The sequence below is a fragment of the Actinomycetospora chiangmaiensis DSM 45062 genome (genome assembly GCF_000379625.1).
Lineage (GTDB): Bacteria > Actinomycetota > Actinomycetes > Mycobacteriales > Pseudonocardiaceae > Actinomycetospora > Actinomycetospora chiangmaiensis.
Genome location: NZ_KB903217.1, coordinates 520,313 through 531,713, shown reverse-complemented (window position 1 = coordinate 531,713; position 11,401 = coordinate 520,313). Strand labels below are relative to the sequence as shown.

14 protein-coding genes are annotated in these 11,401 nt (G+C 74.3%); 3 read left to right on the top strand and 11 right to left on the bottom strand.

All coding sequences use genetic code 11. The annotated features are described in order from the left end of the window. Positions 1–14 precede the first annotated feature (14 nt). Positions 15–341, bottom strand: a complete 327-nt coding sequence (locus tag A3CO_RS0102685) for a DUF3040 domain-containing protein (protein ID WP_018330690.1) — start codon at positions 339–341, stop codon at positions 15–17. A 59-nt stretch (positions 342–400) separates the two neighbouring features. Further along, a complete protein-coding gene (locus tag A3CO_RS0102680) occupies positions 401–823 on the bottom strand; it encodes a YybH family protein (protein WP_018330689.1) in 423 nt (140 codons plus the stop codon). Positions 824–907: 84 nt separating this feature from the next. On the opposite strand from A3CO_RS0102680, the gene A3CO_RS0102675 reads away from it, so the two are divergent. Together A3CO_RS0102675 and A3CO_RS0102670 are read left to right on the top strand one after the other, a co-directional pair. After that, a complete protein-coding gene (locus tag A3CO_RS0102675; RefSeq protein WP_245561428.1) occupies positions 908–1,270 on the top strand; it encodes a YciI family protein in 363 nt (120 codons plus the stop codon). Then, a complete protein-coding gene (locus A3CO_RS0102670) occupies positions 1,267–2,457 on the top strand; it encodes an RNA polymerase sigma factor (RefSeq protein WP_018330687.1) in 1,191 nt (396 codons plus the stop codon). The genes A3CO_RS0102675 and A3CO_RS0102670 overlap by 4 nt, the downstream gene beginning before the upstream one ends. Before the next feature lie 94 nt (positions 2,458–2,551). Here the strand turns inward: A3CO_RS0102670 and A3CO_RS0102665 are convergent, their stop codons facing one another. Then, positions 2,552–2,731 carry a PspC domain-containing protein gene (locus tag A3CO_RS0102665; protein ID WP_018330686.1) on the bottom strand — a complete coding sequence of 60 codons (180 nt, stop codon included), beginning with the start codon at positions 2,729–2,731 and terminating at the stop codon, positions 2,552–2,554. A gap of 166 nt (positions 2,732–2,897) precedes the next feature. On the opposite strand from A3CO_RS0102665, the gene A3CO_RS0102660 reads away from it, so the two are divergent. Then, the gene (locus tag A3CO_RS0102660; protein ID WP_169510910.1) at positions 2,898–3,863 is read left to right on the top strand and encodes an IclR family transcriptional regulator; all 966 of its coding nucleotides are present in this window, start codon (positions 2,898–2,900) and stop codon (positions 3,861–3,863) included. Here the strand turns inward: A3CO_RS0102660 and A3CO_RS0102655 are convergent. From A3CO_RS0102655 to A3CO_RS0102620, 8 genes are all read right to left on the bottom strand, one after another. After that, positions 3,844–5,649 (bottom strand): sigma-54-dependent Fis family transcriptional regulator, encoded by a 1,806-nt coding sequence (locus A3CO_RS0102655; RefSeq protein WP_018330685.1) that lies wholly within the window; start codon positions 5,647–5,649, stop codon positions 3,844–3,846. The genes A3CO_RS0102660 and A3CO_RS0102655 overlap by 20 nt on opposite strands. A gap of 130 nt (positions 5,650–5,779) precedes the next feature. Beyond that, the gene (locus A3CO_RS29740; RefSeq protein ID WP_033413547.1) at positions 5,780–6,991 is read right to left on the bottom strand and encodes an Nramp family divalent metal transporter; all 1,212 of its coding nucleotides are present in this window, start codon (positions 6,989–6,991) and stop codon (positions 5,780–5,782) included. Beyond that, on the bottom strand, positions 6,991–7,503 hold the full coding sequence (locus tag A3CO_RS0102645) for a bifunctional nuclease family protein (RefSeq protein WP_018330683.1): 513 nt from the start codon (positions 7,501–7,503) through the stop codon (positions 6,991–6,993). The genes A3CO_RS29740 and A3CO_RS0102645 overlap by 1 nt, the downstream gene beginning before the upstream one ends. 3 nt (positions 7,504–7,506) lie before the next feature. After that, positions 7,507–7,857: a hypothetical protein gene (locus A3CO_RS29735; RefSeq protein ID WP_018330682.1), complete on the bottom strand. Its 351-nt coding sequence runs from the start codon at positions 7,855–7,857 to the stop codon at positions 7,507–7,509. After that, positions 7,854–8,492, bottom strand: a complete 639-nt coding sequence (locus A3CO_RS0102635; RefSeq protein ID WP_018330681.1) for a hypothetical protein — start codon at positions 8,490–8,492, stop codon at positions 7,854–7,856. Before A3CO_RS0102635 ends, A3CO_RS29735 begins: the two co-directional genes overlap by 4 nt. 40 nt (positions 8,493–8,532) lie before the next feature. Then, on the bottom strand, positions 8,533–9,258 hold the full coding sequence (locus A3CO_RS0102630) for an iron-sulfur cluster assembly protein (protein WP_018330680.1): 726 nt from the start codon (positions 9,256–9,258) through the stop codon (positions 8,533–8,535). Next, the gene (locus A3CO_RS0102625) at positions 9,255–10,304 is read right to left on the bottom strand and encodes an amidohydrolase family protein (protein WP_018330679.1); all 1,050 of its coding nucleotides are present in this window, start codon (positions 10,302–10,304) and stop codon (positions 9,255–9,257) included. Before A3CO_RS0102625 ends, A3CO_RS0102630 begins: the two co-directional genes overlap by 4 nt. 48 nt (positions 10,305–10,352) lie before the next feature. Then, positions 10,353–11,381 carry an NAD(P)-dependent alcohol dehydrogenase gene (locus tag A3CO_RS0102620; protein ID WP_018330678.1) on the bottom strand — a complete coding sequence of 343 codons (1,029 nt, stop codon included), beginning with the start codon at positions 11,379–11,381 and terminating at the stop codon, positions 10,353–10,355. Positions 11,382–11,401: the final 20 nt, after the last annotated feature.

Sequence of the window (11,401 nt, the reverse complement as noted above, 5' to 3'; positions counted from 1 at the left end):
CCCGACCCGGCCGGTCAGGCCGACCGGTCGGCGTCCGGGTCGACGCGGCCCTGCCGCATCGCCCACACCACGAGCCCGGTCGGCACGACGACCAGCAGCGCCACCGCCGCGACGGCCAGCACGTACGCGGACGGCAGCACGAGCGGGGCGACCGCGACGGCCGTGACCCCGGTCAGCGCCAGGGCCGTCGAGCGCCACGGGTGGCGCCGGGCGGGCGGCACGCCCCCCGCGAGCGCCTCGGCGAAGCGCGCGTCGGTGCGGTGCTCGTGGTCGGAGATCGTCGCGAGGACGGCCTGCTCCTCACCGGTGAGCGGCGTGGGATCGGGCGTGGCGGGATGCATCTCGGGCTCCGGGACGTCGTTGTCCTCCAGGTCACCCCACTCTGCCCGTCACATGGCCGTCACACAACGGCAGCGGGCGCCAGCTCCACGGCCGCGCGGAACGAGCCGTCCATGTGGAAGGGCACCGACTCGTGCCGGTGGACCACCCGCCACCGCCCCGCCGTCCGGCGCAGCCCGATGGTCGAGCGGAACCACAGGGTGAACGCGCCGCCCTTGTCGCCCGACATCGACGTCAGGGCGTGGACGAACGCGACGTCGCCGTCGACGTGGACCACCGGGTCGTGGTGGGCCAGCACCGGCGGAGTGGTGAACGAGGCGATCCACGCGGCCAGCTCGACGACCCCGGTGCGCTGCACCAACGGCGGTGCGAGGTCGAAGACGACCTCGTCGGGGGCACAGATACGCAGGGCCCGTTCGGCGTCGCCCGCGGCGATCGCGGCGTGGGTTTCGGACAGGACGGCCAGAATCTCGGAGGTGCTCATGCCCCGGTGTCGAGACCGACGGCGCGGCCTCGACAGTGCGGCAGAAGAATCTCCGGACCGGGAGGGCCCGTCGTCGTGAAGTTCATGATCCTGCTGCACTCGAACCCGCACTTCGCGCAGCGCTGGGAGGCGCTGACGCCCGAGCAGCGCTCCCGGTTCGGCGTCGACCACCTGGCGCTCACCCGGGAGCTCGCCGACTCCGGGGAGCTCGTCGCCTCGGAGGGGCTCGCCGACCCGACGCTCGCCCGGTGGGTGTCGACGGCCGAGGGCCGGCCCGTCGTGGCCGACGCGCCGTTCGCGGAGACCAAGGAACACCTCGCGGGCTTCTACCTCGTCGACGTCGCCGACGCCGCGCGCGCCGAGGAGATCGCGGCGCGGGTGCCCGACGCGGTGTGGGGGCTCGTCGAGGTCCGCCCGGTCCTCGACATGTCCGGTTGGGACCTGTGATCGAGGCCCTTCGCGAGGCCGCGCCGGTCGCGCTCGGGGTCCTCGTCCGTCGGCACCGGGACTTCGACGCCTGCGAGGACGCGCTGCAGGAGGCGCTGCTCGTGGCGTCGCGGGCCTGGGCGGACGAGGGGCTGCCGGACAACCCGACGGGCTGGCTCGTGACGACGGCGACCCGGCGGCTGGTGGAGGCCCACCGGCGCGACGCCGCCCGCCGTCGTCGGGAGGAGGCCGACGCGCGGCGCGACGTGGGGGTCGAGGCGCCCGGGAGCGACGACACCCTGGCCCTGCTGCTGCTCTGCTGTCACCCCGCCCTGCGGGTGCCGAGCCAGGTCGCGCTGACGTTGCGGGCGGTCGGCGGGCTGACCACCGCCGAGATCGCCCGCGGCCTGCTGCTGCCCGAACCGACCGTCGCCCAGCGCGTCAGCCGGGCGAAGGCGAGGCTCACCGAGGTCGGGCGGACCTTCGCCGGGCCCGACCCCGCGCAGCGCCGGGAGCGGGTGCCGGCGGTGCTCGCCGTGCTGTCGGTGGTGTTCACCGAGGGGCACACCGCGAGCGCGGGCGAGGTGCTGCACCGCGGCGAGCTCGCCGACGAGGCGATCCGGCTCGCCCGCCTGCTGGTGGCCGCCCTCGACGGCGCGCCCGAGCACGGCGAGGCGGCCGGGCTGCTCGCGCTGATGCTGCTCACCGACGCGCGGCGTGCCGCCCGCACCCGTCCCGACGGCGGCCTCGTCCCGCTCGCCGAGCAGGACCGGACCCGCTGGGACCGCGCACGGATCGCCGAGGGCACCGAGCTGGTCACCGCGGTCCTGCGCGACGGCGTGCCGGGCCCGTACACGGTGCAGGCCGCGATCGCCGCCGTGCACGCGGAGGCCGGGCGGGCGCAGGACACGGACTGGCCCCAGATCCTCGCCCTCTACGACACCCTCGTCGGCCTGTGGCCGGACCCGATGGCGCAGCTCGGGCGCGTCGTGGCGCTCGGCGAGGTCCGGGGACCGGAGGCCGCGCTGGACGCTCTCGACGTCCCGGGCCTGCGCGACCACTACCGGGTCGGCGCGGTCCGGGCGCACCTCCTGGCGGCCGCCGACCGGCCCGACGAGGCCGCGGCGGCGTTCCGGGAGGCGGCCCGGCGCACGTCGTCGGGACCGGAGCGGGCCTATCTGCTCGACCGGGCGTCGCAGCTCCCGTGATCAACGGTCCCCGAGCGGGCTCGCCGGCGGGCTGCGGGCCCGCTGAGGGACCGTTGATCAGGCGCCGCGGCCCGGGTGGTCGGCGCCCGGGGGCTCACCGCCGCGGCATGATCGCCCACAGCGCGATGTAGATGAGGACCTGCGGGCCCGGCAGCAGGCACGACAGCACGAACAGCAGGCGGACGAGGTTCGCGGAGACGCCGAAGCGGGCCGCGAGGCCGGCGCACACGCCGCCGATCCAGGCGCCCTCGCGGGGGCGGGTGATGACGGCCATGGTGGTTCCTCTCGATCGGGTGTCGGGTTCGTCCCCCACGCTCGTCCAACGTGCGGGGGGCCGCCTCCGTGCCCGACCCCGGGTTCGCTCGGGGTCGCCCCCGAGAGATCGTCCGTGTCCCGAACTGAGACAGGCACCGCACCGGCTCGTCCCTAGTCTCGGCGCTGTGAGCGAGGACACGTCGGGTGCACGGTCGTTGAAGACGGCGGCGATGGTCCTGCGGGCGCTGCGGCTGCTCGGGGACCATCCCGAGGGCCTGTCCGCGGCCGAGATCGGGGAGCGGCTCGGGAAGAGCCCGGCCACCGCGCGCTACATGGTCAACACCCTCTGCGAGGCCGGCTTCGCCCGCCGGGACGACTCCGGACGGTGTCTGCTGGGCACGGCGCCGCCGTGGGGCGCGTGGGTGCCCGCCACCGAGCCGGCCGGGCCCGGCGACCTCGGTCCCGGCGACCCCGCCCCCGGCGCCGTGCTCGCCGAGGCGGTGACCGAGCTCTACCGCCGGACCCGGCAGCGCGCCTACCTCGTGCGCCGCACCGGCACCCTCGTCGCGAGCGTCTGCGACGTGCGCGGCCACCAGGGCCTCGCCCGCCTGCCCGGGCTCGACACCCACGTCCCGCCGGAGCGGGCCCACGGGCTCGCGTTCACGAAGGTGCTCCTCGCCGCCTCGCCGACCTACCGGGACGCGGTGACCGCCGAGCCGCTCGCGGCCCTCACCCCGGCCACCCTCACCTGCCCGGTGCGCCTCGGCGCCGAGCTCGACGCCGTGGCCCGGCAGGGCTGGGCGCGCGACGAGGAGGAGTACGCCCCGGGGTTCGGCACGCTCGCCGCCCCGATCACCTCGCCGTCGGGCACCTCCACCGTGGCCCTCGGGCTGTCCTGCTCGTCGCGACGGCTCGCGGCGCACGCCGACGAGCTGCTGGCCGACGTCGTCGCGGTCGCCCACGGCGCGGCACGGCAGTGGGCGTCGGGCGCCGCCCACGAAGGGGGCGACGTCTGCTCCTGCCCCGAGTGCGGGCTCGACGAGGCCCCGGACGTGGTCGCGCCCCGGGGCCGTCCGGCCGCCGCGGCGCGCAGCGCGTCCCGGGCGCACCGGCGCCGGACCGGCCGCGGGATCAGCGCCCGACGTCGGTGATGCCGAACGCCCGCAGGCGGCGGTAGAGGGTCGCGCGACCCATCCCGAGCGCGGCCGCCGCCTGCACGCGGTTGCCGCGGGCCTCGATGAGCGCCGCGACGATGAGGTCCCGCTCGGCGGTCTCCAGCGGCGTCAGCCGCCGGCGGGTGCCGTGCACGGCCACCTCCGCCGGCAGGTCGCCCGCCTCGATGTCGCCCGCCGGGCGTGCCGCCAGGGCACGTCGCAGCACGTCGGAGAGCTGTGCGACGTTGCCCGGCCACCGGGCGCCGCCGAGCAGCGCGAGGGCCTCCGGCGTACACCGCACCCGCCGCCCGGGGGCGAGCCGGGCCAGCAGCGCGTCCACCAGCGGCGCGACGTCCTCGGGTCGGCGCCGCAGCGGTTCGACCACGACGGAGCCCTCGAACGCGGCGAGCACGGCGTGGACCGGCCGACCGGACGGGACCGCGTCGCCGGTGACGAGACCGACGACCCACACCTCGGACGGGACGTCGGCCAGCAGCTCGGCGAGGGCGTCCGCCCCGTTCTCGTCCAGGCCCTGGATCCGCCGGACGACGACGGTGGCGGGCTCGCCGAGGTCGTCGGCCACCGCCGCCAGGTCCTCCGCGGCGTCGGCGCCGTCCGGATCCACCACGACGAGGCGCGCGGCCGGCCGGATCTCCCGGTGCGCCGCCCGCACCGCGGCGAGCTTCCCGACGCCGGTCTCGCCGAGCACGAGCGTGCTGCGCACCGCGGTCGCGGCCGTGCGCAGCGCGGCGCTGGTGGACCGCCACGAGCGGGTGGACCCGGCGAGCCCGGCCAGCGGGCGCTCACGGTGCGTGGCCGGGCCCGGCAGCGTGGAGATCGTGGCCGCCCGCGGCAGCCCCGTCGCGGCGGCGTGCGCCAGCCGCAGCGTGCTCGTGCTGCGCACCACCTCGACCACCACCCCGGCCGGACGGTCGGCGGGCGCCGGGGTGATCAGCAGGCGCACCGGCCCGTCGTCGAGCAGGGCGCGTTCCTCGCTGGGACCGAGCCGGCGGTACTCGGCGGCGAACCGGGCGACGAGATCCCGGTCCCCGACGGAGAGGGTGTCCTCGGCCGCCCGGTTCGCGATCACGAAGTCGTCGCCCAGGGCGATCACCGGCCCCGACACCCGCGCGCAGGCCGCCCGGAACGCCGACATCACCGCCCGCGAGCCGGACCCGCCGCGCTCGCGCAGGACCTCCTCGATGTCGCGCGCCGCCTGCTGGGCGAGGAACCGCATGAGGTCGTTGGCCTCGGCGGCGAGGCAGGTGACGTCGAGGATGCCGGCGAGTCCGCCCTCGGGCCGGTGGACGGGGGCACCCGCGCAGGCGAAGGCCCGCAGCCGGTCGGTGAAGTGCTCCGCCCCGATGACCATGGCGGGCCGGTCGCCCTCCAGGGCGGTCCCGACGCCGTTGGTGCCCGCGAACTCCTCGGCGTAGCTGAAGCCCGGCGCGAGGGAGATCGCGTCGAGCCGGCGCTGCAGCTCCCCCTCCCCGACCCGGCGGTCGAGCACGTGGCCGTCCGCGTCGGAGAGCACGACGGCGACCGACATCCCGGAGAGGCGGTCCGCGAGGTCGTCGAGGACGGGCCGGGCGCAGTGCACGAGGCTGCCGTCGAAGTCGAGGTCGGGGTCGTAGGGCAGCGAGAGTTCGTCGGCGTCGACGCCGGCGCGCAGCGACCGTTCCCAGGAGCGGATGATCTCCGGGCGGAGCCCGGTGTCGAGGGTGCCGTCGCCGAGGAACCGCTCGCGGGCGCGGTCGAGGTGGACACCGCTCTGGTCGGTCATCGGCCACCTCGCCCTTGCGCCTGCACCGCGTCGGTGACGGCCGACGTCCATGGATGCGCAACCGGCGATGCTAGAGGTGATCCGGCCCACGGTGAACGGTCCTGGCGTCTCGATCCGAGACACCTGGGATTCACCCCGTGAACGTGTCCACGACGAGGACGACGTCGAGCGTCACCACCACGGCGCTGATGAGCCCCAGCACCGCCTGCATCGGGACCCCGATCGCCTCCTCGCCGAGGAGCCGCCGGTCACGGGCCACCCGCAGCAGGGCGTAGAGCGCGAACGGGATCCCGAAGCAGAGCACCACCTGGCTGCCGACCAGCGCCGCCGTCGGGCTGACCCCCACCGCGAGCAGGACCAGCGCCGGCAGCATCGTCACGAGCCGGCGGACCGGCAGCGGCAGGCGGACGTCGACGAACCCCTCCATGACCACCTGGCCGGAGTAGGTACCGACCGCCGCGGACGACAGCCCGCTCGCGAGCAGGGTCACCGCGAACGCGAGCGCCACGGCACCTCCGGCGAGCTGCCCGAGCCCCGCGTGGGCGGCCTCGAGACCGTCGACGCCGGGTGCGGCCGGGGTCCCGCCGAACACCCCGGCGGCGACGAGCAGCATCGCGAGGTTGACCAGGCTCGCGATCGACAGGGCCGCGACCACCTCGGTGCGTTGGAAGCCGAGGAGCCGCGCCCGTCCGGACCGCCCGACCCCGCGCACGCGGCCCGCGGTCAGCGCGGAGTGCGCGTAGATGGCGTGCGGCATGACGGTCGCACCCACGATCCCGACCGCGAGCACGAGCTGCCCCGGGTCCGCGAGGCCGGGCACCAACCCCGCGGCCAGCCCGCCCGGGTCGATCCCGACGGCGGCCAGCTGGAACGCGACGCCGGCGACGACGAACGCGAGGAAGGCGATGATGCCGATCTCGAACGGCCGGTGCCCCCGCCGTTGCAGCGCGAGGACGGCGAACGAGATCACCGCCGTGATCAGGCCCGACGCCGGCAGACCGAGCCCGAAGAGCAACTGCAGCCCGACGGCGGCCCCGAGGAACTCCGCGACGTCGGTGGCCATCGCGACGATCTCGGCCTGCAGCCACATGAGGATCCGGGTGGGCCGGCTCATCGTCTCCTTGGCGGCCCGCGGCACGCTGCGCCCGGAGGCGATCCCGACCTTCGCCGCGACGTACTGGACGGGCATCGCCATCAGCCCGGCGCCGACGACCACCCACGCCAGCGCGTAGCCCGATGTCGCGCCGGCCACGGAGTTCGTGGCCACGTTGCCCGGGTCGACGTAGGCGACCGAGGCGATGAACGCCGGCCCCGCGAGGGCGACCGGCGAACGCCGGAACATCACCGGTCGCCGCCGCCGCCGTCGTCGGAGCGGAAGTCGTCGGGGGTCACCTGGTCGAGGAACGCCCGCATCTCGTCGACCTCCACGCTCTGGGGATGGGGTTGGTCGCCCTGCAGTTCGCGCCAGGACTGACCGGCCTCCGCCATCACGTGGTCGGCGACCGTGATCGGTAGTGCATCACGGATCGCCACGGCGAGCGCGTCGCTCGGCCGGACCGGGACCGTCGTCCCGTCGTCGAGCCGCAGTGCGGCGCGGAAGCGTTCGTCGACCAGGTCGGTGATCTCCGCGCCGGTCAGGAAGCGGCCGAGCGCCGCCGCGACGTCGGCGACCACGTCCTGGGTGAGGCGCGAGTCGTCGTCGCGCGCCGGGTGCGGGCCGGCCGCCATGATCTCGGCCTGCGGGCGGCGGACCGCCACCACGAGGCAGCGGTCCTCGGCCGCGTCGGCGAGGACGGCGAGCGGTTCCCGCGTCACCCGGTGGACCACCATCGTCACGAGGTGGAGCTCCTCCACGGCTCAGCGCTCCCCCTGCGCCGGCACCCCGCCGCTCCGCCCGCCCGCAGCCGACCCCTCGTCGCTCCGCCCGCCCGGAGCCGATCCCCCGTCGCTGCGCTCGCCCGGCACCGGGTCGAACAGGGCACGGATCTCGGCCAGCTGGTCCTGGATCTGCTCCGCGTCCTGCCCGCGCGCCCACGACGGGTCGCCCGGGGTGATCCCCATCGCCCGCAGCAGCTCGGCGGCCGGCTCGGAGGGGTCCCCCACCTCCCCCAGCACGGGGTGCAGGCCCTGCGCCGCGAGGTGGTCGAAGACGAGGTGGACCACGGACCACGGGTTGAACTTCTCCGTGCCCTGCCCGGCGTCGCTCATGACCGTCCCTCCGCGTCGTCCTCCGGCCGCGGCGGCGGGGCGCCGTCACCGGTCACCTCGATCTCGTCGAGCGTCTCCAGCTCCTTCGCCGACAGCGCCTGCGCGCCCTCGAGGACGGTCGCCTGGTGCTGGGCGATCCGGGCGTCCACGAGCTTCGACAGCGCGAACGCCAGCGCCCCGGTCTGCCGCACGGTCTGCTCGTCGACCGGATCCTGGTGGGCCGAGGTGATGGCGACGCCCGCGGGGACGCCGTCGGCGACCGCGACGCCCACCGTGAACGTCTCGCGGGGGTTCGCGGCCGGGTCGGCGTAGTGCTTCTTCAGGCGCCGCAGCATGCGGTGCCAGGCGAGCTTCTCGCCCTTGAGCTCGAGCCCCTCGACGTCGTCCTCGGTGAGCCCCATCCCCCGCTCCCCACCCGCGAAGCAGCGGGAGTAGGAGATCAGGGCGGTGGTCCATAGGGACTCGACGACGACCTCGTCGTGCTGCTTGGCCAGGCCCGGCCGCAGCTCGGCCACGAGGCGCTCGCAGCAGAGCAGCACGGTCTGCAGGTCGTCGAAGATCGAGGCGAGGTCGGCGAGAGCGGCGGCCGCCGGCGACCCGATCCGACGGACGGTGCGTGGTGCCACGTCGGTCACGACGCGATCCCTCCTTGACGGTGGTGGTGGAGGAGCGGCGTCACAGCCCGTAGCGCACCGCGAGCTGGCCGCGGCAGATGCTGGTGTTGGCGTCCACGCCGACCTGGTAGCTGCGCGCCTTGCGCAGGTGCAGCGGCAGCGCCTCGACGCCGACGGTGGCCCCGGAGGGGTCGACGACCAGCGGGTCGGTGTCCCCGGCGGGGATCCCCAGTTCCCGACGACGGGCGCGGAGCCGCTCGAGGTCCGCCGAGGGCGGGGCCTCGCCGAGCGTCATCGCGGCGACCTGCTCGGGGGTCGCACCGTCGCGCATCAGCGGGCGGACGACGAGGTCGGTACCGGCCATGAGGGCCCGCTCGGTGAACGTGCGGCGCAGTTCGTGCAGCTCGGCCACGGCCTCGCCGACCTCGGTGCCGGCCATGGAGTGCACGAAGCCCGCCCGCGCGGCGACACCGGCGTTGATGGCGTCGGAGGCGAAGTGGTCGATGAGGACGACCTCGACGTCGGCCAGTCCGTCGACGGTGGACACCGCGTCCCAGGCGTCGGCGACCATGAGGAACGCGAAGTTCGGGGCGCAGAAGTAGGTGGGCAGGCGCAGCGTGACGTGCGCGACCGGGCCGGGATCGGCGTCGGTGACCTCGACGGAGGCCACGAAGTCCAGCGAGACGACGTCGGTGTCGAGTTCCGGGTCGCGCACGGTGCGCAACGCCTCCCACACCCGCCCGACGACCTCCTCGGCCGTCGGGCGGGTGAGGAAGGAGAGGCTCATGCCTGGGCCACCTCGCGATCCTCGACGAGCTGAGCGCCCTCACCGGGGGCGGGCAGGCGGCACTCCTCGGGCACCTCGATGCCGTAGAGCTTGGCGGCGTTGAGGCCGAGGATCTTCTTCTTGCCGTCGGTGCCGAGCCGCGGGTAGTCCGCGAAGTCGTCGGAGTCGGGGAACGTCCAGTCGACGAAGCCCTCGACCTGCCACTTCGGCGTCCAGATGTTGTAGTCCGAGCCGAAGGTCATCTTGTCCTCGCCGACCCAGAACAGCAGCTCGCCCATGACCTTGGCGAAGAAGCGCGGGCGGGCGTGCATGAGGCCGCCGATGACCACCGAGAGGCCGGCGTAGACGTTGGGCTCCTGCGTCGCCATGAAGCAGAAGTCCTCGATACGCGGCAGGCCCACGTGCTCGACGACGAAGTTCAGACCCTGGAAGTCCGTCGCCGCGTGGTCGACGTCCGAGACGTCGAAGGCGTCCTTGTCCAGCGGCCAGATCGTCGGGCCCTTGTGGACGTGGATGTTCTTGATGCCGAGTTCCTGGGCCCGCTCGAGGAAGCGGTAGCACTCCGGGTCGGTCAGCTTGAAGCCGCGCGAGTCACCGTTCCACTCCGCGGTGTAGAGCTTCGCGCCGATCGCACCGAAGCGCTTCGTGTTCTCCTCGAACTCGCGCATCCCGGCGTCGCCGTCACGCGGGTCGAAGCGGGTGTTCACGCGGAACTTGTCCGGGTACTTCTCGAAGAGCGAGCCGTTGCGCTCGGTGGTGTTGAAGCCGTTCTTGTACCACTCGCGCAGGTACGTCGACTGGAAGATCGCGACGTCGACGTGGCCCTCCTCGAACTCCTCGCGCATCAGCTGTTCCTCGGAGACCTTCTGGAACTCCTCGATCGGCTGGTGCGTCTCGGCCGGGCCGAGCCCCTGGTAGGCGTGGAAGCACTCGATCCAGCCCTTGGCGTACTGCTCGGCGCCCTCGACCCAGTTCTCCGGGGACGCGTCCCAGTAGTGCATGTGGGAGTCGACGACGAAGTACTTCTCCCCGTCCTTCTCGTACATGGATTCCTCCGCAGCTGTTGTGGTGGTTGATTCGTGCGGTCGTTCTCTCTAGGGCACGAGAATGGCGCGGCCGCGGACCTTGCCGGCGTCGAGGTCGTGCAGGGCGTCGAGGGCCTGGTCGAGGCGGTACTGCACGGTGTGCAGCGTGACCTTCCCCGCCTGGGCGAGGACCATCAGTTCCGCGAGGTCGTTGTAGGTCCCGACGATGTTGCCGATGACGTTCTTCTCGCCCGCCACGAAATCCAGGGTGGGGGCGGTGAACTGGCCGCCGTAGCCGAGGACGAAGCAGTAGCCGGCGGGGCCGGTCATGGCCCAGGCGTCCTGCTCGGCGCCCTGCTCGGCGACGAAGTCGAAGACGACGGTGGCGCCGCCGCCGGTGAGGTCCTGCACGGCCTGCACCTGATTGCCGTCGGCGACGACCGTCTCCTCGGCGCCGATCTGCTTGGCCAGCTCCAGCGCGGCCGGGTTCCGGTCCACCGCGATGATCTTCGTGGCGGTCAGGGCGGAGAGCGCCTGCACCGCGATGTGGCCGAGCCCGCCGACCCCCTGGACCACCGCCGTCGTCCCGGGGAACAGGTAGGGCACCGACTTGCGCACCGCGTGGTAGGCCGTGATGCCGGCGTCGGCCAGCGCGGCCACGTCGGCCGGGTTCGTGTCCGGGTTGAGCTTCACGCAGGCCCGCGCGGTGGTGCGCAGGTACTCGGCCATGCCGCCGTCGTTGTTCGACAGGCCCGGGAAGAACGCGTCGCCGGTGCACTGCATGTCCCGCCCCGCCCGGCAGGCGAGGCACAGCCCGCAGGACGGCTGCGGGTGCAGGATCACCGTGTCACCGACCTTGACGTTGGTGACCGCGTCCCCGATCTCGTGCACCCACCCGGCGTTCTCGTGGCCGATGACGTAGGGCAGGTCGGGGTTCTGGATCGCCTCCCAGTCCCCGTTGACGATGTGCAGGTCGGTGCGGCAGACACCGGCCCCGCCGATCTTGACGATGACGTCGAGCGGGCCCTGGAGCTTGGGCTCGGCGATGTCGTCGATCGACGGGTCCTGCTGGTACTGGTGGACGCGGACGGCCTTCACGGTGCTGCTCCTTCGACGTC